The organism is Dyadobacter fermentans DSM 18053, from assembly GCF_000023125.1.
Taxonomy (GTDB): Bacteria; Bacteroidota; Bacteroidia; order Cytophagales; family Spirosomataceae; genus Dyadobacter; species Dyadobacter fermentans.
Genome location: NC_013037.1, coordinates 1345295 through 1367048, shown reverse-complemented (window position 1 = coordinate 1367048; position 21754 = coordinate 1345295). Strand labels below are relative to the sequence as shown.

At 52.6% G+C, this 21754-nt stretch carries 18 protein-coding genes; 16 read left to right on the top strand and 2 right to left on the bottom strand.

What is annotated here, in order from left to right:
• Positions 1-14: 14 nt before the first annotated feature.
• Both hemL and DFER_RS05655 read left to right on the top strand, forming a co-directional pair.
• Positions 15-1307 carry a glutamate-1-semialdehyde 2,1-aminomutase gene (gene hemL, locus DFER_RS05660; RefSeq protein WP_015810651.1) on the top strand — a complete coding sequence of 431 codons (1293 nt, stop codon included), beginning with the start codon at positions 15-17 and terminating at the stop codon, positions 1305-1307.
• 296 nt (positions 1308-1603) lie between these two features.
• A complete protein-coding gene (locus DFER_RS05655; protein ID WP_015810650.1) occupies positions 1604-2620 on the top strand; it encodes a glycosyltransferase family 2 protein in 1017 nt (338 codons plus the stop codon).
• Positions 2621-2685: 65 nt separating this feature from the next.
• Here the strand turns inward: DFER_RS05655 and DFER_RS05650 are convergent, their stop codons facing one another.
• Positions 2686-3456, bottom strand: a complete 771-nt coding sequence (locus DFER_RS05650; RefSeq protein ID WP_015810649.1) for a class I SAM-dependent methyltransferase — start codon at positions 3454-3456, stop codon at positions 2686-2688.
• A 59-nt stretch (positions 3457-3515) separates the two neighbouring features.
• On the opposite strand from DFER_RS05650, the gene DFER_RS05645 reads away from it, so the two are divergent.
• Positions 3516-3893: a hypothetical protein gene (locus DFER_RS05645; RefSeq protein WP_015810648.1), complete on the top strand. Its 378-nt coding sequence runs from the start codon at positions 3516-3518 to the stop codon at positions 3891-3893.
• Between the two features lie 35 nt (positions 3894-3928).
• Here the strand turns inward: DFER_RS05645 and DFER_RS30045 are convergent, their stop codons facing one another.
• Positions 3929-4081: a hypothetical protein gene (locus tag DFER_RS30045; RefSeq protein ID WP_015810647.1), complete on the bottom strand. Its 153-nt coding sequence runs from the start codon at positions 4079-4081 to the stop codon at positions 3929-3931.
• A gap of 144 nt (positions 4082-4225) precedes the next feature.
• Here DFER_RS30045 and hisS point away from each other — a divergent pair, with 144 nt between their 5' ends.
• The 13 genes from hisS (at position 4226) to DFER_RS05580 (ending at position 21650) form a co-directional block, all read left to right on the top strand.
• Positions 4226-5587 (top strand): histidine--tRNA ligase, encoded by a 1362-nt coding sequence (gene hisS / locus DFER_RS05640; protein WP_015810646.1) that lies wholly within the window; start codon positions 4226-4228, stop codon positions 5585-5587.
• 55 nt (positions 5588-5642) lie between these two features.
• Positions 5643-6506, top strand: coding sequence for an ATP phosphoribosyltransferase (gene hisG / locus DFER_RS05635; RefSeq protein ID WP_015810645.1), 864 nt, complete (start codon positions 5643-5645; stop codon positions 6504-6506).
• A gap of 24 nt (positions 6507-6530) precedes the next feature.
• A complete protein-coding gene (gene hisD, locus DFER_RS05630) occupies positions 6531-7799 on the top strand; it encodes a histidinol dehydrogenase (protein WP_015810644.1) in 1269 nt (422 codons plus the stop codon).
• Positions 7800-7870: 71 nt separating this feature from the next.
• On the top strand, positions 7871-8299 hold the full coding sequence (locus DFER_RS05625; protein WP_015810643.1) for an Xre family toxin-antitoxin system antitoxin: 429 nt from the start codon (positions 7871-7873) through the stop codon (positions 8297-8299).
• Positions 8299-8751: an RES family NAD+ phosphorylase gene (locus DFER_RS05620; RefSeq protein ID WP_041734764.1), complete on the top strand. Its 453-nt coding sequence runs from the start codon at positions 8299-8301 to the stop codon at positions 8749-8751. The genes DFER_RS05625 and DFER_RS05620 overlap by 1 nt, the downstream gene beginning before the upstream one ends.
• A gap of 36 nt (positions 8752-8787) precedes the next feature.
• Positions 8788-9861: a histidinol-phosphate transaminase gene (gene hisC / locus DFER_RS05615; protein ID WP_015810641.1), complete on the top strand. Its 1074-nt coding sequence runs from the start codon at positions 8788-8790 to the stop codon at positions 9859-9861.
• 45 nt (positions 9862-9906) lie between these two features.
• Positions 9907-10428 carry a hypothetical protein gene (locus DFER_RS05610; RefSeq protein WP_015810640.1) on the top strand — a complete coding sequence of 174 codons (522 nt, stop codon included), beginning with the start codon at positions 9907-9909 and terminating at the stop codon, positions 10426-10428.
• A 105-nt stretch (positions 10429-10533) separates the two neighbouring features.
• Positions 10534-13872 carry a UvrD-helicase domain-containing protein gene (locus DFER_RS05605; protein WP_015810639.1) on the top strand — a complete coding sequence of 1113 codons (3339 nt, stop codon included), beginning with the start codon at positions 10534-10536 and terminating at the stop codon, positions 13870-13872.
• A gap of 136 nt (positions 13873-14008) precedes the next feature.
• Entirely contained in the window at positions 14009-17437 is a 3429-nt protein-coding gene (locus DFER_RS05600) for a response regulator (protein ID WP_015810638.1), read from the top strand.
• Positions 17438-17448: 11 nt separating this feature from the next.
• Positions 17449-18255, top strand: coding sequence for a CheR family methyltransferase (locus DFER_RS05595; protein WP_229206188.1), 807 nt, complete (start codon positions 17449-17451; stop codon positions 18253-18255).
• Positions 18252-18836, top strand: a complete 585-nt coding sequence (locus DFER_RS05590; RefSeq protein ID WP_015810636.1) for a chemotaxis protein CheB — start codon at positions 18252-18254, stop codon at positions 18834-18836. Before DFER_RS05595 ends, DFER_RS05590 begins: the two co-directional genes overlap by 4 nt.
• Before the next feature lie 17 nt (positions 18837-18853).
• Complete coding sequence (locus DFER_RS05585) at positions 18854-20797, top strand: response regulator (protein WP_015810635.1); 1944 nt, start codon at positions 18854-18856, stop codon at positions 20795-20797.
• 85 nt (positions 20798-20882) lie between these two features.
• On the top strand, positions 20883-21650 hold the full coding sequence (locus DFER_RS05580; RefSeq protein ID WP_015810634.1) for a hypothetical protein: 768 nt from the start codon (positions 20883-20885) through the stop codon (positions 21648-21650).
• The last annotated feature ends 104 nt before the right edge of the window (positions 21651-21754 follow it).

Genomic DNA, 21754 nt, shown 5'->3' with positions numbered 1-21754 from the left:
CCTACATTTACAGAATGAATACTTCAACGAGCCAGCAACTTTTCGAAAAAGCACAAAATTATATCCCAGGCGGCGTGAACTCGCCCGTACGCGCGTTCCGTGCGGTAGGCGGTAACCCGATATTTATCAAATCAGCTAAAGGCCCTTACATCTACGACGAGGATGGCAACGAATACATTGAACTGATCAACTCCTGGGGGCCGATGATCCTCGGCCATGCGCACGAGCTGATCCAAAAGGCCGTTTCCGATGCCATTCAGCATTCATTCTCGTTCGGTGCGCCTACGCGCAGGGAAGTGGAGATCGCGGAGCTGATCGTGTCGATGGTGCCTTCGATTGAAAAGGTGCGGATGGTGAATTCCGGCACGGAGGCTACGATGTCGGCCATTCGCGTGGCGCGCGGGTACACCGGGCGCGACAAGATCATCAAGTTTGAAGGTTGCTACCATGGGCACGGCGACAGCTTCCTCATTGCGGCTGGGAGCGGAGCGGTCACATTCGGTACGCCGGACAGTCCGGGTGTAACCAAAGGCGTTGCTAACGACACCCTCACGGCCCCTTACAACGACCTCGAAGCCGTGCAGCAACTCGTGGACGCGAACAAAGGCCAGATCGCCGCATTGATCCTCGAACCGGTGGTGGGCAACATGGGCTGCGTGCTCCCGAAAGAGGGTTTCCTGGAAGGATTACGCCGCATTTGCGACGAAGAAGGCATTGTCCTGATCCTCGACGAAGTCATGACCGGCTTCCGGCTTTCGAAGGGCGGAGCGCAGGAAAGATTCGGGATTACGCCCGATTTAACGACGTTAGGAAAAATTATAGGCGGAGGGATGCCTGTTGGCGCTTACGGAGGCAAAGCGGAAATCATGAACTACGTTTCCCCGGCCGGTCCGGTTTATCAGGCGGGAACGCTTTCCGGTAACCCTATCGCCATGGCGGCAGGTTACACCATGCTTACCTACCTGAACGAACATCCCGAAGTTTATACCCAGCTCGAAAATGCAGGTAACAAGCTGGCAAACGGCTTCCGCGCTTCGATGGAAAAGTTGGGTTTGAATTACACATTGAACCAAATCGGTTCCATGTATACGCTGTTTTTTACACCGGACGCCGTTACCGATTTCCCATCGGCCAAGTCGTCGGATCTGCCGTTGTTCGGCAAATATTTCCACGCAATGCTGAACCGCGGCATTTACATGGGCCCCAGCCAATTCGAAGCCATGTTCCTCTCGATCGCGCTGACGGACGCGCATTTGGAGCGGATTATCGCGGCAAATGAAGAAGCATTGATAGAAATAACAGCCTAATCGCGTAGCGATGTAACATTGGTAGCATTTGAAAGATGAAGCAGATTGTAAAATCCCGTCAGGGATGCAACAACAACGCCGGGCTGGCCACGCAAATGTTTTGTTGTTACATGCCCAAAGGGCATTTCAAAACCAATGTTGATCATCTTTTGCTACCAATATTACATGCCTAACGGCATTCAGTCATAGTACAAAATCCACCCGGTCGATATTCACTCATTCAGTCATTCAAAATTCACTCATTCACTCATTCAGTCATTCAAAATTCACTCATTCACTCATTCTCTCATTCAAAATTGACCCCCCGCCGCTACTCCATCATCATCCCTGTCTACAACCGCCCTGACGAGCTGGAAGAGCTTCTGGCGTGTCTGGCACAGCAGGCGTACAAAAATTTCGAAGTAGTAATCGTCGAAGATGGCTCCAAAATCAAAGCGGATGCCGTGGTAGCTTCATTTGCGGACAGGCTCGATATTCATTACCATTACAAAGAAAATGGCGGCCAGGGCTTTGCGCGTAACCATGGTTTCGAACGCGCGGCAGGCGATTATTTCATATTGCTCGATTCGGATGCATTGATTGAGCCGGACTATCTCTCGATCGTCGAGAATCGTTTGAATGCCGATTACGTGGATTTGTACGGTGGGCCTGATACGGATCACCCTTCATTTACACCTATCCAGAAGGCGATCAGTTACTCGATGACCTCGGTATTTACCACCGGGGGGATTCGCGGTAAGAAGAATAATATGGGCGGTACATTCCATCCGCGTAGCTTCAACATGGGCCTCTCGCGCAAGGTTTGGGAGCGCACGGGCGGGTTTCTCACGAGCCGGATGGGAGAGGATATTCTGTTCAGCATTTCGGCGCTGCGACTCGGATTTAAGTCCGCGTTGATTCCCGAAGCATTTATTTACCACAAGCGCAGGACGCAGTTCGGGTCGTTTTTCAGGCAGTTGAAATTCTTCGGCCGCGCGCGCATCAACATCGCCCGCTATTACCCCGAGGAATTGAAACTCGTGCATACATTCCCGTTACTGTTCACGCTGGGCGTTTGCAGCATTCCATTGTGGTACTTCATTTTCGAACCATTCTTCTACCTGGGGCTTTGGTTTCTCGGCATTTACATCGCATTGCTTTTCATTGATGCATTGCGCCAGACAAAGCGGGCGGACGTCGCTGTCCTGAGCATTGGAGCGGCATTTACGCAGCTTTTCGGCTACGGCATCGGATTCTTGCAGGAAGGCTGGAAGCGGCTTTGGGAAAATAAGGCCCACCGCGAAACAGGGGCGGCGATAGAGTATCCTTCGTGATCAGACTTACAGCATAAAAAAGAGGGCGCTCCCGCGGAAGCGCCCTCTTTTTTATGCATAAATATTTACTTCTGGCAGAAATAAACAATCTCTTCCCCAGGCAACGAATACCGCTGCACTTCTGCTTTTGTCAATTCATCCATTACAAAACGGTCTTCCGTTACCTTGAAACCACCTTTTTCGAGCTCTTTGCCGTAGTTACGGCCGAAGAGGCGCAGGTGGTCGTTTTGGAGGAAATGGATTTCGCGTTCTTTGGGATCGGTGATCGTCGGGTCTTCGTAGGTTACTTCGTATTTCATGTCCTGCGGGGATTGGATCAATGCCCAGCCGCCCGGTTTGAGGACGCGGTGAAGTTCGCTCATGGCGAGAATATAGTCATCTACGTGCTCCATGACGTGATTGCAAATGGCGACGTCGAAGGTATTGGCTTCGAATGGGATCTGGTGAATGTCCATTTTCACCTTCGCGAGGGGCGATTCGATGTCGGCGGTAATGTAATCCAGGTTTTTCATCTGCTCGAAACGGTCGATGAAACAGTATTCGGGTGCTACGTGCAGGACTTTCAGGTTAGCGGTGTAAAAATTGGTTCTGCGCTTCATATACAGCGCCATGAGCCGGTGGCGTTCGAGCGACAAGCAGCTGGGGCACAGCGCATTCTCGCGGCTCGATGTATTACGGCCATAGGGGAGGAACTTCCGGTATTTGCTGTTGCAAACCGGGCATTCCACTTTGCTGCCGGTATAGAAGATGCTGAGTAACCGCGCAGCCCAGTGTCCGACAAGTTGGAGGTAAGGTCGCGGGATGTAGCGCAGAACTAAACTAATGATGGATTTCATTAAACCAATTGACTAAAAATTAATAATTTTAGGATCACAACACCGAATAACCTGAATAAATGATCCCTTCGATTGACCCTAAACCTCCTGGAAAGCGACTGATCAAAAAAATGTCCACACGCACGAAATGGATGATATTAGCTCCATTAGGCTTGTTGCTTTTCAGTTTTGGTCTTACCGTATTGAGCGAAGCGGCGCATCAGCGGCGCATCGGGGAGCCTACGCAGGTTTGGGTCGTGCTGGGCCTTTACAGCCTCGCATTGATCAACGGGGGCCTGATCATGTTCGGTGAAGCGCTGCGGTTCCGCATTTTGCTCGATGTGCGCCGCGAAACGCGCCGTAGCATGCGCCAGCTGCTGCGGAAGGTCAATCTCAAAGCTGCTTCGGGAAAAAACAAATCCTCCAAAAAAGCAAAAAGCCCTACCAAAACAGATTGACAGGACTAGTTGAATAACATTCCGAAGAGGCTCGATTATTTTTTATTTGCTTCGAATTGAGCCTTGATAGCCTCAACGTCAACATTGCGCACTTCTGGTTTGCGTAGAAGGTTTTTGATCTTGGCAGTGCGATTGTTTGCTACTGCTTTGTTTCTGCGACCTTTACGTTTTAATTCCGTAACTCCCATTGTAAAAGTTTGTTTTGTGAAAGAGCCGCAAAATTAAGCATTTTAACGTAAATAATACACGCAATAGTCATAAATATTGCACAACCTGCCCTAACTTTACGGTTTCACAGGCCATTTGAGGCCCAATTTCACAGCATTACAATAATGAGTAAACCATCTCTTGCCCGCGGAACCCGTGACTTTGGTCCGGAGCAAATGGCCAAGCGGACTTTCATTTTCGACACCATCCGACGCTCTTTCCAACGATACGGCTTTCTGCCATTAGAAACCCCCGCTTTCGAAAACCTGTCCGTTCTCATGGGCAAATATGGAGAGGAAGGCGACCAGCTTTTGTTCAAAATATTAAATTCCGGGGATTACGCCGGAAAGCTTACCGACGCCGACTGGCAAGCAGGCTCGAAGCCACTGACTACGAAAATTTCCGAAAAAGGCCTCCGCTACGACCTTACCGTGCCGTTTGCACGCTACGTGGTCATGAACCGCGGTACGCTGGCGATGCCATTCAAACGCTACCAGATCCAGCCCGTATGGCGTGCGGACCGCCCGCAAAAAGGCCGCTACCGCGAATTTTACCAATGCGATGCCGACGTGGTAGGCACCGATTCGCTCCTTTGCGAAGCGGAAATCGTAGGTCTTTTGCATGATATCCTGCCCGCATTGGGCATCAACGACTTCACCGTCAAGATCAATAACCGCAAGATCCTCACCGGCATTGCCGACATCATCGGCGCGCATGGCATGGAAGGGCCGCTTTGTGTGGCGATTGACAAATTGGATAAAATAGGGAAGGACAAGGTCGTTGAGGAACTACTCGAACGCGGTTTCGCTTCTGATAGTATCGATAAGCTCGAACCGATTTTCAGCCTTTCGGCCGACGAAGACCCGTTTACGGAGCTGAAAAGCTGGTTATCCGAATCGGAGGTGGCATTGAAAGGCATCCAGGAGCTGGAAGAAGTGTGGGCGATGGTGAAAATCCTGGGATTGGAAAATGCGAAGATCGAATTCGACGTGACACTCGCGCGCGGGCTCTCGTATTACACGGGCGCGATCTTCGAGGTGAAGGCGCATCATGTGCAGATCGGCAGCATTTCGGGCGGCGGGCGCTATGATAACCTGACGGGCACTTTCGGCGTGCCGGGCATTTCGGGCGTGGGCATTTCGCTCGGTGTGGACCGTATTTATGATGTGATGGAAGAACTGAACCTCTTCCCCGACAGCCAGACGACGAGCACGAAGGTGATGATCTCCAATTTCGATGAAGAGGCATTTACTTACGGGCTATCGATTTTGCCGAAATTCCGGAAAGCGGGCATCAACTCGGAGATTTACCCGGATTCGGTGAAGTTGAAAAAGCAGCTCGATTATGCCGACCGCAAGCGCATTCCGTTTGTGATCCTGATCGGTTCGGACGAAATACAATCCGGCCTGCTGACCCTGAAAAACATGAAAACCGGCGAGCAGCAGAAACTGAAAGCGGAAGATATCATAACTTTGCTCAACCGGTAAGACCATTAACCCTATTCAATACCGACAAACGGCTGCGTGAGCAACCTATAACTTTATGAATGATAATATTTTAAGAATTGCCATCCAGAAATCGGGCAGGCTTAGTGAAGATTCTTTAAAACTGATCAAAGAATGCGGCATCCGCTTCGACAACGGCGCGGGTAAACTCAAAACCGACGCGACGAACTTTCCCGCCGAGATCCTTTTCCTCCGCGACGACGATATTCCAGGTTATGTGGAAGACGGCGTGGCGCATCTGGGCATCGTTGGGGAGAACGTTTCCGAAGAATCGTGCAAGGATGTGGATACCGTTCACAAGCTGGGCTTCTCGAAATGCCGGTTATCCATCGGCGTGCTGCGCGAGCAGGAGTACAACGGCGTGCAGGATTTGCAGGGCAAAGCCATTGCCACCACTTACCCGCGTTTGCTGGAACAATATCTTAAATCTCATGATGTTACGGCTGATATCCACGAAATCAGCGGATCGGTGGAGATCGCGCCGAGCATTGGCCTGGCCGATGCCGTTTGCGACATCGTGAGCTCGGGCAGCACGCTGCTGAGCAACGGTTTGAAAGAAGTGGAAACGATTTTCCGCTCGGAGGCCGTGATGATCGCGAGCAAGCACCTCTCGCCCGTGCAGCAGGATCTGCTGGACCAGCTTTTGTTCCGTATCAAATCGGTGCAGGTGGCGAAGAACAACAAGTACATTTTGCTCAACTGCCCTGTGGATGCGGTGGAGAATATCACGAAGTTCCTGCCCGGCATGCGTTCCCCAACGATCCTGCCATTGGCGACGGAAGGCTGGTGCTCGCTGCATTCGGTGATCAACGAGAACGAGTTCTGGGAGAATATCGAAAAAATCCGCCAGGCTGGTGCAGAGGGGATTCTGGTGATCCCGATCGAGAAAATGATTGTTTAAGTACGGGGTTTTGATTCTGACATTATGAATATCATTCCATTTCCGGAAAGGGAACAATGGCCCGCATTGCTGGCACGGCCCGTTCTGGAAGCCAGGGACATCGAAGCGCGGGTGCAGCCTGTGCTCGAACAAGTGAAAAATGAAGGCGACGCAGGCATTAAAGCCCTCGCCCTGAAATTCGATAAAATAGAACTGACCGACCTCGCATTCTCCGAAAAGGACATTGCCGAGGCTGGCGACAAGCTCGACGACGCGTTGAAAGCGGCGATCGGTCAGGCTTACGAGAATATCTGCAAATTCCACAAAGGCCAGCTCCAGGCGCCCGAGAAGGTGGAAACCATGCCCGGCGTGACCTGCTGGCGTAAAAGCGTGGGGATCGAAAAGGTGGGGATTTATATTCCCGGCGGCTCGGCGCCACTGTTCAGTACGGTGCTGATGCTCGGTATTCCGGCGCAAATTGCTGGTTGCAAGGAAGTGGTGCTCTGCACACCGTCCGATCACCCGGCGATTTTATATGCGGCCAAACTCGTGGGCGTAACCAAGGCATTCCGCATCGGCGGCGCGCAGGCGATCGCGGCGATGGCCTACGGTACTGAGAGCGTTCCCAAAGTTTACAAGATATTTGGTCCTGGAAACCAGTACGTTACCACTGCCAAAATGCTGGTAAGCAAGGAAGGCGTGGCGATCGACATGCCGGCCGGACCGTCGGAAGTGGCGATTTTCGCGGACGACACGGCATTACCCTGCTTCGTGGCCGCGGATTTGCTTTCCCAGGCCGAGCACGGCGCCGATAGCCAGGTACTTCTGGTTTCTACCAGTAAAAAACTGCTTGCCTCGGTGAATATCGCATTGGCGGAACAGCTGGAAGCGCTGCCGCGTAAAGACCTGGCCGCACAAGCCATGGCGAACAGCAAGGCAATCCTCGTCGAAACCGGGGACGAAGCCATTGAAATGCTGAACCAATATGCAGCCGAGCACCTGATTTTGAGCATTGCCAATGCGGAAGCGGTAACCGAAAAAATTTACAATGCCGGCTCGATCTTCCTGGGCAATTACACGCCCGAATCCTGCGGGGATTACGCTTCGGGAACCAACCATACTTTGCCGACCAATGGCTATGCGAGGGCTTACAGCGGGGTATCCGTGGATAGTTTTGTGAAAAAAATCACCGTTCAGCATATTACCGAGGAGGGCATCCGCAACATCGGGCCCGTGGTGGAAGCCATGGCCGAAGCCGAATCGCTCGATGCCCATAAGAAGGCAGTGACCATTCGATTGAAAAGTCTTTTGTGAAAAAATTTTAAGTTCTGGAAATTTGTCCTAAATTAGAGGACAAATTTCAACGGCCTTAAAATAACACGGAAATGACAGCATACATGGTTAACGAACGTTTGGGAGGTTACGGAATCCTCAAACATGCTGTAAAAGATGATTTCGACCTGGCTTACCTGGCCGAAAACGGCGTTCCGAAAGCTTCTATCCAGCATCTGGCTGATTCGATCGGGATGGATATTAAAGATGTGATTGCGCTGCTGCCGGTTACTTCACGCAACTTACAGCGTTACAATGACATCGATCTGCTCAGCAATGTAGTTTCTGATCACCTGATCGCCCTCGCTGATCTCTTCTCGGTAGGGAACAGGGCTTTGGGGAAAGAATATTTCCTCGATTGGCTGAACAACGAGGTGCCTGCGCTGGGAAGTGAGAAACCTATCAGCTTTTTGCGGACCCATGCGGGTATTGAGCTGGTAAAAACCGAATTGGGGCGCATGGAACACGGTATTTTCGCTTAATGGAGCTATTCAGGATAACACGATCGGAATATCAGGAGGATTTGAGTGGAATAGGGGCTTTTTACTACGGAGGACGATGGAATTCCCCGAGAAACGCCATGCTTTACACTTCATCGCACCGTTCACTGGCCATGCTGGAAGTGCTCGTGCACTGGCATAAAACAGTAACTCCCCCGAATTACGTGATCGTTTCCCTGGCATTGCCCGATAACCTGGCAACCATTGCCGAACCGAAGCTGATCCCCGACTGGCCCGAAGACCAGCGATGGAGCAGGGATACCGGCGACGCGTGGCTGAAAGCCGGCGATAGCCTCCTTTTTAAAGTACCGTCGGTGGTGGTAAAAGCGGAGCAGAATTACCTGGTGAACCCGATGCATCCCGACGTCGTTTCCCTTCGCATTACCGATATCGAGCCGCTGAATTTCGACAAAAGGCTCTTCAAGAAAATCTAGCATCCACACACGGCAGCTGCCGTAACATTCCATAATATGAATAACAGTTTCGATCTACAAAAACTTCTCCGCCCGCACATCCTCACGCTGGCCCCGTATTCATCCGCCAGAGACGAATATACCGGCCATGTAGGCGTGTTCCTGGATGCCAACGAGAATCCCTACGGTTCGGTAACGGGTGAGAACTTTAACCGCTATCCCGACCCTTACCAGGCCGAAATCAAGCAGAAACTGAGCCCGATCAAGCAGGTAAGCCCCGACCGTATTTTCCTCGGTAACGGCAGCGACGAACCGATCGACCTGCTCACCCGCGCTACGTGCACGCCCGGGCAGGACCGGGTGATCATCATGCCGCCCACCTACGGCATGTACGAAGTAAGCGCATCGATCCACGATGTGAAACTGGACAAAGTATCGCTGACATCCGACTATCATATCGACACACAGGCTGTCCTGGACGCGGTAACGCCATTGACCAAGATCATCTGGATCTGCTCCCCAAACAACCCGACGGGCAATGTGATGCAGCGCGACGCCATTCAAACCATCCTCGAAAACTTCGCCGGACTGGTGGTGGTGGATGAAGCTTACATTGACTTCACCGACGAGCCTTCATGGATTCAGCACCTGGACCAATATCCTAACCTGGTGGTGTTGCAGACGTTCTCCAAAGCCTGGGGACTAGCCGGTATCCGCGTAGGCATGTGTTTTGCTTCTCCTGAACTGATCCGCATCCTGAACAAGATCAAACCGCCATACAACATCAGCTTGCCCGCGCAGCAGGCATTGCTCGAAGGCCTGAACGGCATCGGGAAAAAAGACCGGATGGTGGCCGACATTCTCGAACAGCGTGATGCATTGACCGGCATGCTGCAAAGCCTGCCGATTGTGGTGAAAATCCACCCGACCGACGCCAACTTCCTGCTCGTGCAGTTTGAAGATGCGAAAGGAGTGATGGACTATCTGATCCACGAAACGATCATCGTTCGCGACCGCTCGCGCGTACATTTGTGTGAGGGATGCCTCCGGATTACTGTGGGAACGAAAGAAGAAAACGAAGTTTTGATCGAATCATTAAAGAAATTCCATCCCCGGAACGTTATTGTGTAGCTGCTCAACAGCGTTCCAGGAACATTTTCCCCGATTTAATTAACTATGAAGAAATTAGCCTTAACCATTATTTGCGCACTCTGCTTCGGAATGGCACATGCCCAGTACGACAACTGGGCCGTCGGTTTCAAACTCGGCGAACCTACCGGCGTTAACATCCGGAAGTACTTCAACAACATCAACGCCATTGACGTGACCATCGGAACTTACGGCGGTGTACTCGGAAACGACCGTAACTACCGCGGCGACAACGGGATTTACAAAAACACCGGTATTTCACTCCAAGTGCATTATTTGTGGCACACGCCTTTGTTCAACTCGGAGGCAGTGCACGTGTATTATGGCCTCGGAGGGCAGATCAACAACCGCCGGTCGTATCCGAAGCGCCTGAACGGGCAACATGAAAAAAACCTCACACTGGGTGGCTCTGTGCTGGGTGGTTTTGAATACTACATTCCTGATAACCGTATCTCTGTGTTCCTGGAAGGCGGTACTTATGTGGAGCTCCTGAGGAAGCCATTCTTTTTCAGCCCCAACATTTCGGCGGGCCTTCGCTTCAATCTCTGAGCAGATACTTCTTTCAAAAGCATACGAAAAAGCGGGCGCAAGCCTGCTTTTTTTGTTTAATTTGATCCGCGGTTCTCATTCGCTTCACCAATTCACAGGCGCAAAGTGTTTAAAGTTTACAGTTCATCGGCAGGTTCGGGAAAAACCTACACGCTCACCAAAGAATACCTCAAACTGGCCCTGCATTCCAATTCGGAATTGTATTTCAGGCATATCCTGGCCGTTACATTCACCAATGCGGCTGCCAATGAAATGAAGGACCGCATCCTGCTGATGCTCCGCACATTTGCGGCCTACACCGAAACCGACGCGCAGCCGCATCCGATGATGCGCGACGTAGTGGTCGAAATGTACCCTGATACCGAACATAATACGGAACTTTTTGCAGGTGCGTGCCAGCTGATCGCCGCGCGGGCGCAAATGGTTTTCGGGCAAATCCTGCACCGCTATTCCGACTTTTCGGTGATGACGATCGACAAGTTTACCCAGCGGCTCATCAGCAGCTTTACCGACGAACTGGGCATTCCATTCATATTTGAAACACAACTTGACAGCGACCTGCTTGACGGCGCCGTGGACCGCCTGCTGGCCCGCATTGGGCAGGAAGGCGAGGAGGTGCTCACCGATATTGTAGAAAAATACTACCGCGAGAATGCGGAGGAAGGCAAAAACTGGGGCGCATTGCCAATGCAGATCCGCGACACGGCGGGCACTTTGCTGAGCGAGCAGAGCTACATGCAGATGAAGCGCGTGGAAGAATTGAAAATGGAGGATTGGATCGCGGTGCGCAGGCAAATGCGAGAGTTCGTACGCGGGCGGGAGGACATGATGACCAAGGACGCGAGGAATGCTTTTGAACTCATTCAATCCACATACCTGTCCGAAAAAGACTTTCACCAGAGCGGCCGGGGCATTTACGGCTACTTCCGCGATCGTGCGGAGGGCAAAAAGCTCTGGATGGAGCCCAATTCCTACGTTTATAAAACCATTGGTGAGGGGGTGTGGTATGGTGCAAAAACACCCGCGCCCATCCGCGACGAAATCGAGCGGCTGCGGACGGACCTTGAAAACTATTTTCACCAGATCGAAAACATCCGCTCTTCCGAGACCGGAAAAATTACATTGTACAACCAGCTCGACAGGCATATTTACAACCTGTCGCTACTGGGCGAAATCCGCAAGGAGTTTGACGCGCTGCTGAAACAGAACAACCAGGTGCATATTTCGGACTTCAACCGGAAGATCGTTGACATTGTAGCACGCGAACCGGTGCCGTTTATCTTTGAGCGGCTCGGAGAAAAGTACAATCACATTCTTGTCGACGAGTTTCAGGATACGTCCAAGCTGCAATTCGCGAACTTGCTGCCGCTGATCGAAAATGCATTGTCGGGCGGGTATTTCAACCTCATTGTAGGCGATGCGAAGCAGTCGATTTACCGGTTCCGCGGCGGGGATATGGACCTGATATTGCATTTGGCACAAAGCCAGGTAATGCGGCTGGGCAGCATACTCGGCGACAGCCCGTTCAACGAAGAACGGCTGTTTGCATTGGATAACTACCTGCATATCAATCACCTCAAAACAAACCGCCGCAGCTTCCGGGAGGTGACCGAATTCAACAACCGTTTCTTCGGCTTTATCGCCGACTCGCTGGGCGATGAATACCCGCTGATCCGCGAGGTGTACGACGAGCATTTTAGTCAGGAAATACCGGAGGGCGTGAGCGAGGGCGGCCATGTGGAAATAGAATTCCTCGAAATGAACGACGCGCCTGAGGAAGGCGCCGAGGAAAACTCTTCCGATCAGATGTCGCGGCGGTCGCTGGAACTGGTGAACAGCCTTCGTTCAGAGGGTTACCACTGGCGCGACATCGCGATTTTGTGCAGAAAGAAAAAAGAAGCCACGATGCTGGCCAACACGCTGAAAGAGGCTGGTTTCCCGCTCATTTCCGACGACGCCTTGTCGCTGGCCTATTCGCGGTCGGTGCATTTCATCGTGTCGTTCATGAAAGTGCTGCACAGCTCCGATCACCGGCTCGCGCGGTACGAGGCGGCCTATCTGTTCCATCAGGTGATCCGCCGGCAAAATCCCGCGCCACACGAATACGAGGAAATCAGGATGCTCTGCGAAGAGCGCGGGCTCGATAGTTTCCTCGGGTATTTCAGGAAATGGGACATCAGTATTACCTCCTTCAAAATGCGGCAGGTGTCGGTATTTGAACTAACGGAACTGCTGATGCAGCAATTCGGGCTGTTCAGGCAGCAGCTGGAAAGCGAATACCTGTTCCGTTTCCTGGATGTGGTGCTCGAATTCGGCAACCGGAAAAGCAACCACCTCGGTGATTTTTTGAATTATTGGGAATCAGCAAGATACAAGTTTTCGATCACCGTTCCCGACAACACCGATGCCATTCGCATTACCACTATCCACAAGTCGAAAGGATTGGAATATCCCGTGGTGATCATTCCGTATGCCCAATGGAAAGTGAGCCCTAATGCACGGCTCGACAGGCTTTGGGTGGATATGGATGAGGTGGATTACGACGAAATCCGCCTGGCCGACAAGCCGCATTATGCGAATGCCAAACTGCGGAGCTCGATGGTATCGGTCGTAAAAGAACTTGAAAATACCGTGGTGGGCGAGCAGTACCGCGAAGAACGCATGCGGACGCTGATCGAAAACCTCAACCTGCTTTACGTGGCCTTCACACGGCCGGTGCAGCGCCTTTACGTGCTGGCGAAGCGGGAGCGCAGGTGGGAGTCTGGGCAGCAGGTCAACCACTGGCTGCGCGATTACCTGGGCCAGGAGGGCTTCGTGCCGGCCTGGGACGAAACAATTTCCCGGTACGTCATTTCAGAGGACCCGCGCGATGGAACGCCCGGTCGCTTGCGCCACGCACACGTGAGCGCAGGAACGAGTCCGTTTGTGATGAAAAGCATACTGAGCAACGACCGCACCGAATCGCTGCGCCTGCGCCGCATGGCCGATCGCATTTTCGACGTGCAAACCTTCGAGCCGCGCCACGACCGCCTGCAAAAAATGCGCTATCTGCTTACCCGGCTGAAAACCGTTTCCGACCTGCCCGATGCACTGGAAAAGCTGGTAGGCGAAGGGATTTTTACAAGAAAGGAGACGCGTGAGATCGAAAGCCTTACCCGCTCGCTGTTGCAGGACGCGGCGCTGCAAGTGCTTTATCAGGATGAAAACCACATTCAGATCAACAAGGAGCTGCTGATACCCGGTGGGAAAATGCTGCATATAGACAGGGTCGTTCAACAGCCGGGCGGGGAATATATCTTTATGTCGTTCGTCGGCGGCAACAGTGCCGATGAGCCGCGGCGCCATTTGAAGAAGCTGATCAAGGCTTTTATGGAAGGCGGAAAAGTGTCGCGCGGCGTGCTCATTACGCTTGAAGATGAGCTGGTTGAGTGGGTAGACGCGTAGAAGTATTTAATATTTCTCAAATTATAATAACGTTAAAAACTGGGAGAAAAGGCCAAGTTGCGGCCAAAAAGCGTTACTTTACCGGTTAATACCCCAAACTGGCATTTAGTAATACTTCTACGGTTATTCAACGTTTATGCGACTCACATTTCAGCGTCAGGTTTTACTGGGAATATCATTTTCAATTCTTCTCGTGCTCGTAGTCGGCTATGTGTCCTACGATGCCATCCTTTTGCAGCAGGAAAACGATGGCTGGGTAGACCATACCCGGGAGGTAATGCGGGTATCCACAGCCGTCAAAAACCGCCTGCTCAGCGCCGAGGCCAACGTGCGCGGCTTCGCGATCACGGGCAACGGCGCGTTTGAAACGAATTACCTGCAAGCTACCAGCGAGATCTGGAAAGACCTGGAAGCACTGCGGATACTTGTGCGGGACAACAAAGTACAAAGCACGCGCGTGGATTCGCTTTCCGGCCTGCTCGAAGACAGGGTGGGACTCATGAGCCGGCAATACGAAATCCTGAAAGCAGGAAAATACAGCATGGACACCATCCAGCGCATTGTTTTGCAGGGTAAGGAAGTGTCCTTGAAAATCGAATTCAGTTTCCGCCGCATCGAAAACCTGGAAGAAGGCCTGCTTACGGAGCGCGAACAACTCGCGTCGAAAAGCTCTGCGCGTGCGAAGCAATGCATTGTAATGGGGTCGCTGCTGTTCATTCTGGTGATTCTCCTGCTGTATTATTTTATACGAAAAACTTACCTCGCCCAGCTGGCAAGCGAAAAGGCCATTCAGCTGGCTAACCAGAAACTGGAAGCGCTGGCCCTGGAAGACCACGAGAAAAATTGGATACTGAATGCAGCAATGGAATTGTCTGCCGCTGTTCGCGGGGAACCAACTTTAACGGAGCTTTCGGAGCGGTTGCTCCACAAACTCGGCCAGGTAACGGGCGCCCAGGTGTCGGCGATGTACCTCGTGACGCGCTCGGGCAATGTGCTCGAGCGCGCGGCGGTGTATGGACTTCCGGCCGCGGATTCGGCACCTGCGTATATTTCTTTCGGCGAAGGCGTGCTCGGGCAGTTTGCCGCCGATCGGGGCGACGTCAGGCGGCTTGAAGTGGCCCAGGGCTATTTGCAGGTGAAAACAGCCACAGGACATTCCGCGCCGGGCGTGGTTTTGATCAAAAATATCAGCTTCGACGGTTCGGTGGCTGCGCTCATCGAGATCGGTTATTTGCAGGACCCCGGCTCAAAGCTCGTGAAACTGCTCTCGATGGTGTCCGACAATGTGGCGGTAGCCATTATGGCAGCCCGCGCACGCGAAATCGCAGCCGAATTGCTCGAAAAGACCCAATTACAAGCCGAGGAACTGGAAAGTCAGCAAGAGGAACTGCGGGTTACCAACGAGGAACTCACCCGCCAGACATCCCTTTTGCAGGTTTCGGAGGAGGAACTTCGCGTGCAGCAGGAGGAATTGAAGCAGATCAACACGGAGCTGGAAGAGAAGGCATTTATGCTCGAAGAACAGAAGAGCACGATCGAGGAAGCGCGCGACCAGATCCAGCTCAAAGCCGACGAACTGGAACGGAGCGGGCGTTTCAAGAGCGAGTTTCTGGCCAATATGAGCCACGAACTGCGCACGCCGCTGAATAGCATTCTGATCCTGTCGCGCATTTTGGGTGAAAATAAAGGTGCACGGCTCAATGAGGAAGAGCAGCGGTACGCCTCGGTGATTTACAATTCGGGCAATGATCTGCTGACGCTGATTAACGACATTCTCGACCTGGCGAAAGTGGAAGCGGGCAAAATCGAGCTCGTACATGAGCACATCAGCACGGAATCGCTTTTGGTAGAAGTGCGGAACACTTTCCAGAAGATTGCCGAGAACAAGGGCCTGGAACTGGCAGTGGAAAAAACCGGCTCCTGCCCGGACATGCTTTTGACCGACCACACACGCCTGTTACAGATCCTGCGCAACCTCATTTCCAATGCAGTGAAATTCACCTCCGCGCCGGGCAGGGTGTCGCTCACGATTTCGGAGGCGGACGGTTACCTGCATTTCGAGGTGGCGGATACCGGCATTGGCATTCCGCTTGAAAAACAGGCGTCGATATTCGAGGCATTCCAGCAAGCCGATGGCTCAACGAGCCGGAAATACGGCGGTACCGGTCTGGGACTGTCTATCAGCCGGGAGCTGGCTAGCCTTTTCAATGGCTCCATTTCCCTGAGAAGCACGCCCGGCGAAGGCTCGGTGTTTACCCTGAAAATCCCTTACCTGACCGAATCCGACGAACAGCCGGCGCGGCAGGAACCTGTGGCTGTGGCCGTTGCGCCCGCTCAGCCTGTTGCCGTACCGCCGGCATCGGAGAATGGCAAGGCCCACCGCCTGCTGCTGATCGAAGACGACACCATTTTTGCCGCCGATATGGCTTCCAAAGCGCAAGGGAGCGGCTTCGAGGTCGTAATCGCCTCCTCTGGCCGCCAGGCACTGGAGATGGTGACCGGGTTTGATCCGACGGCGATTATCCTGGATATGCATTTGCCGGATATGTCCGGCGAGGAAGTGTTGAAGGCATTGAAAAACGACAGCCGCACGCGTCTCATCCCGGTACACACGGTGTCGTCGGGCGACTATTTCGATGAGGAAATGATTAAAAACGGCGCGATAGGCTTCATGCAAAAGCCGGTGGACGAGCGCTCTGCCCAGCACATATTCTCGGCGTTGAAGCTCGAAGGCAAGGACCTCGGCCAGCAGCGCATTTTGCTCATCGAGGACGATGCTTACCAAAGCAAATACCTAGGCGACTTTCTGGCTGGCAACAACATATTCGTGCTGTACGCCTATTCGGCCGCGGAAGCGCTCAGCCTTCTCGGCACCGACCGCGTGGACGGTATTATCCTGGACATCAGGCTGGCCGATATGAACGGGCTCGACCTGCTGGATACGATCAAGGAAAACCCGCAATGGAGCGCGATACCGGTGGTGGTCAATACGGCCGAGGACCTGAGCCAGGCCGATTTGAGCAGGGTGATGAAGTATGCGCATCCGGTAGTGATCAAAACTAAAAAATCCAACGAACGCCTGCTCGACGAGGTAAAACTGTTTCTGAAAAAGATCCAGCCGAAAGTGCAGGAGCCGGAGGAGCGTAAAGAGTCGTTTAGTAATGCGGTCGTGAATGCGGAACGACTGTTTTTAGGCAAAAAACTGTTGCTGGCCGACGACGATATGCGTAACATTTTTGCCCTGAGCGCCGTCCTCGAAGACGCCGGTTTCAGCATTGAAATCGCGACGAACGGGAAAGAGGCGATCAACAAACTGGAAGATTACCCCGAAATAGAGCTGATCCTGATGGACGTGATGATGCCCGAAATGGATGGGATAGAGGCTACCCGGCGCATCCGGCAAGTGCCTCGCTGGGCCAACATCCCCATTATTGCCGTGACGGCCAAAGCCATGCAGGGCGACCGCGAGCAATGCCTCGAAGCCGGTGCGAACGATTATATTTCTAAACCCGTGGACGTTGATAAGCTCCTTTCGCTGATCAAGGTCTGGTTACATGCCGCGTAGATATGGTGCTCATGGAATATACGGAACTGGAAATACTCATTACGCGGATCAGGGAAATATCGGGGTTCGATTTCTCCGGCTATGCGCGGCCGTCGCTGCTGCGCCGGGCGAGCAGGTATCTCACGAACCATAAAATGACGCTCGACGCATTGCTCGTTCACATCGGCAAAGACGGCAGGGCGGTGTACGACCTCATTCAGGACCTGACGGTCAACTATTCCGAAATGTTCCGCGACGCGGATTTTTTCGTGAAAGTGCGCACGGCGGTATTCCCTTACCTGGAATCGTACCCGACGCTGCGTTTCTGGGTGGCAGGGTGCGCATCGGGTGAAGAGGCCTATTCGCTGGCAATTTTCCTGAAAGAGGCGGGGTTTCTGGGCCGATCGCTGATTTACGCGACCGACCTTAGCAACAAAGCGCTCACAGCCGGGCGGGAGGGTGTTTTTACACTGGGTAATGCCCGTACATTTTCGGAAAACTACCTGGCAGCGGGCGGGCGGCATTCGCTTTCCGACTACTACCATGTTGCGTATAATAAGGCCGTAATCGTGCCGGAGCTGCGCAGGAACATCGTTTTTTCCATGCACGACCTCACCGGCGACGGCGTGTTCAACGAGTTCCAGTTTATCAGCTGCCGGAACGTGATGATCTATTTTACATTGGAGCTGCGGCGAAAAGTATTCAGGCTTTTGTATGACAGTCTCAGTATGTTGGGCTTTCTTTGCCTGGGCAAGCGGGAAACCTTGCGCTATTCGGGCCTGGAAGAAAATTTCAAAGTGATCGACAGTGCGTTGAACATTTATCAGAAGATCCGATGAAGGCGGCAAAGGAGAATGGTTCGTTGAGTTTGGTACTGGTCGGCGGCTCGTCGGGCAGCTTCACAATCTTTGAGGAAATGCTTAAACTCGTCAAGAACCCGTTGTCCTTCGCATTGATATTCGTGTTGCACCGTGGCAAATCGAGTACCGCCGCTTTGCCGGAATTGTTTAAAAAAAAGACAAATGTATTTATGAATGAGCCGTTTCACCTGGATCCGATCGAGGCGAATTCTATCTATTTTGCCTACCCGGACTACCACCTGCTGATCGGGTCAGACCGGCGGTTTTACTACGATTGCTCCGACAAGGATTTCTTTTCCCGGCCTTCGATCGACGCTACGTTTGTGTCGGCGGCCGTGTCCGGCATTCCCGTGAAGGCAGCCATGCTGTTCTCGGGTTCCAGCGCCGATGGTGCATTCGGGATGAAAACGCTGGCTGAGAAGGGCTTTCCCACCTACGTTCAGCAGCCTGCCGAGGCCGAGTTTTCACGCATGCCGGCCGAAGCGCTGGCGGCCTGCGACAAGCATCAGATTCTGGCGGACGGCAACCTGTTTTCGGTCATCAACGATATACTACAATAGCTACTCAACGATTACCCATGGAAAATACAAAGATTTTGTTGCTGGATGACCGGGAGGAAAACCTGATCTCCCTCAAAGCGATCCTCAACCGGGACGATATCGAAATATACGCCACTACCTCGCCGAACGAAGCCCTGCGCATGGTTTGGGAAAGCGATATCGCCGTGGCCCTGGTAGATGTACAAATGCCCGGAATGGATGGTTTCGAGTTTGCAGAGACGCTTTTTTCCAACCCCAAAACCCGCGAAATCCTGATCGTTTTCGTGACGGCCATTTCCAAAGAAACGACCTATGCCGTGCGGGGGCTCAAAACAGGTGCGATCGATTACCTCTACAAGCCGCTGGATCCTTACATTACCAATGCTAAGGTTGACTCGCTGATCAAGCTCGCGCGCAGCCAGCGTGAGATCCGGGATAAGAACAAACTGCTCGAAAATTACGCGACGATTGTCCTCAATTCTCCGGACATTATCGCCACCGTGGAGCCGGATACCGGATCAATTTTGTCCATTAACCCTTCCGTGGAGGCGATTCTAGGCATTAGTCCGCAGTCGTTGATCAAAACGTCGGTGCTGGACCTGCTCGTAGATCCGCTGAATTCCGCATTGCGCGAAGTGCTCGTGAAAAGGAGCTTTGTAGGCGGGGAGACGATCGTGGTGGAGGACCAGTTCTATGGCCGCCTGCGGCAGCCGGTTTGGCTGGAACTGCGGATTATGTACAAAAACCGCCTGCTGTTTGTGAACCTCCACGATGTCGAAAAACGCAAAGCGCACGAGCTGGCGCTGATCGACGCGCAGGCGCAGGCCGAGAAAGCACGGAAAACGAAGGAATCGTTTCTGGCGAATATGAGCCACGAGATCCGCACGCCGCTCAATGGCATTATCGGGCTGGGTAACCTGCTCGCAGCGACGGAGCTCAGCGAGGCCCAGGCCGAGCTGGTGGATATGCTCCGCCAATCGTCCGGCTCGCTGCTGAATATTCTGAATGATATTTTAGATATTTCCAAAATCGATGAGGGCAAGTTTTCGATCATCCCGACGTCTACTGACCTCCGGGTGCTCGGCAAGCAGATTATCGACCTCATGCAGTTCAAAGCGGACGAAAAGAAGCTCGAACTGCGGTTGGAAATCGGCAAAGATATTCCTGATTGTGTGACCGTGGACGGCATGCGCCTGAACCAGATCCTGCTCAATCTCGTAGGTAATGCATTGAAATTCACAGGGACGGGCAATGTGACGCTCAAAATGGAGCATCTGGCCCAAACGGCGGCCGGGCACACGATCCGCTTTGCGGTGGAGGATACGGGCATCGGAATGTCGGACGATCACCTGGCCAATATTTTCTCCGAATACGGGCAGGCTTCTGAAAATATCTCTCACCAGTACGGCGGCACGGGCCTCGGGCTGACGATCTCGCAAAAGCTCGTGCGGCTCATGGGCAGTGAGCTAGAAGTAAACAGCCGTTTCCAGGAGGGCAGCCAGTTTTTCTTTACCCTCATTCTCCAAGACGCCAACGAAAAGAGCGGTGACGCGAAGCCGGTGGTTTCGTTCCAGAACCTCCCGCCGTTTGAAGGGAAAAAAGTGCTCGTAGCCGAAGACAACCCCATTAATGCATTGCTTTTGAAAAAATACCTGAAAGCGTGGCAACTGAATGCGGTAATCGTAGGCAATGGCAAAGAAGCGGTGGAACAGCTGCGAGAGGAGCCGTTCGACCTCATCATTATGGACACCCGCATGCCGGAAATGGACGGCTTCCAGGCCGCCCGCATGGCGCGCGAGGAGTTGCATGTAAAAACGCCCATATTGTCGCTCTCGGCGACTGTTTTGCCCGAAGAAGTGGCCCAGGCGCTTGAAGCCGGCATGAACGATACGCTATCGAAGCCGTTTGAGCCGGAGAAGTTGCACCAGAAAATAGATTTACTGCTTTCAACCTTAGCGCCCGCAAACGTGTCCCAAAGGTGAAATGCAACGATTTGCAGCAAGTGTTCGTAATGATTATTTGCCGGATTTCGTTGTAGAAAGAGTAATTCTAATTTATAAACAACAAATGAAAACGATCAGAAACAGTTGGTCATTGCTGCTGTTAATAGCCCTCGGCGCTTGCAGTTCTTCCAAAACGATGCCCTACGAGTCGAAATGGAATGCGCCATTCTCCTATGTGGATGAAATCAAACCCGACCAGCAGGATCAGCGGTCGCGACTCAGATATGGAATCATCAACGACGAGCAATATGTGTATATCACGCTCAAAACAAAGGACCCAAACACGATCCAGAATATCTTGACCAGCGGCCTTAAAATCGCTTTCAGTCCGGATGGGCAGAAGAAAGAGGCATATGCGTTAACTTTCCCGGTAGTAATGAAGGAAGACCGCAAAGCCCTGCGCCGTATCGAAACCGATATGCCGAACAGCCTCGGGCTCGATCTGCTGCTCGATTCGTACAACAAGGAGGCCGTTTGGAAAGATCGCGACGGCCAGCACCTGATAGACCTCGTGCGGCCCGACGGCAGCATCAAATCGCGCATTTCGATGGACAAAAACGGCGAACTCACCGAGCAGATCGCGATACCGTTTGCGCTCATGAACGTGAATGCACGCGAAACAGCCATGATGGGTATGAGCATTAAAGTCGACGGGCAGTCATCGTCCAACTCCGGTTTTAGCCCGCGTATCGGCATTGGCTTGGGCGGGGGCATCGGAATGGGCGGTGGAATGGGAGTAGGTATTGGCACCGGCGGGTACAATTCCCGCTACAATGGCAACGACCGCAATGTCGACATCCGCCTGGAAGTCCAATTGGCGCGGGCAAACTAACCCATATTTTTCAATCAATTCGAGCCCGCTGCTATCCGACAGCGGGCTTTTTTGTGCCAGATTAACACCCAAATGGAAGTTTTAACAATGTTAAATAATTTAAC

Bases quoted from the DNA above. Each gene is read 5' to 3' on its own strand.
- DFER_RS05610 (WP_015810640.1), top strand. From the start codon at position 9,907: ATGAAGAAATTAGCCTTAACCATTATTTGCGCACTCTGCTTCGGAATG.
- DFER_RS05580 (WP_015810634.1), top strand. From the start codon at position 20,883: ATGAAAACGATCAGAAACAGTTGGTCATTGCTGCTGTTAATAGCCCTC.
- hisC (WP_015810641.1), top strand. From the start codon at position 8,788: ATGAATAACAGTTTCGATCTACAAAAACTTCTCCGCCCGCACATCCTC.
- DFER_RS05625 (WP_015810643.1), top strand. From the start codon at position 7,871: ATGACAGCATACATGGTTAACGAACGTTTGGGAGGTTACGGAATCCTC.
- DFER_RS05585 (WP_015810635.1), top strand. From the start codon at position 18,854: ATGGAAAATACAAAGATTTTGTTGCTGGATGACCGGGAGGAAAACCTG.
- DFER_RS05650 (WP_015810649.1), bottom strand. From the start codon at position 3,456: ATGAAATCCATCATTAGTTTAGTTCTGCGCTACATCCCGCGACCTTAC.
- DFER_RS05595 (WP_229206188.1), top strand. From the start codon at position 17,449: ATGGAATATACGGAACTGGAAATACTCATTACGCGGATCAGGGAAATA.
- hisS (WP_015810646.1), top strand. From the start codon at position 4,226: ATGAGTAAACCATCTCTTGCCCGCGGAACCCGTGACTTTGGTCCGGAG.
- DFER_RS05590 (WP_015810636.1), top strand. From the start codon at position 18,252: ATGAAGGCGGCAAAGGAGAATGGTTCGTTGAGTTTGGTACTGGTCGGC.
- hisG (WP_015810645.1), top strand. From the start codon at position 5,643: ATGAATGATAATATTTTAAGAATTGCCATCCAGAAATCGGGCAGGCTT.
- hisD (WP_015810644.1), top strand. From the start codon at position 6,531: ATGAATATCATTCCATTTCCGGAAAGGGAACAATGGCCCGCATTGCTG.
- hemL (WP_015810651.1), top strand. From the start codon at position 15: ATGAATACTTCAACGAGCCAGCAACTTTTCGAAAAAGCACAAAATTAT.
- DFER_RS30045 (WP_015810647.1), bottom strand. From the start codon at position 4,081: ATGGGAGTTACGGAATTAAAACGTAAAGGTCGCAGAAACAAAGCAGTA.
- DFER_RS05645 (WP_015810648.1), top strand. From the start codon at position 3,516: ATGATCCCTTCGATTGACCCTAAACCTCCTGGAAAGCGACTGATCAAA.
- DFER_RS05600 (WP_015810638.1), top strand. From the start codon at position 14,009: ATGCGACTCACATTTCAGCGTCAGGTTTTACTGGGAATATCATTTTCA.
- DFER_RS05620 (WP_041734764.1), top strand. From the start codon at position 8,299: ATGGAGCTATTCAGGATAACACGATCGGAATATCAGGAGGATTTGAGT.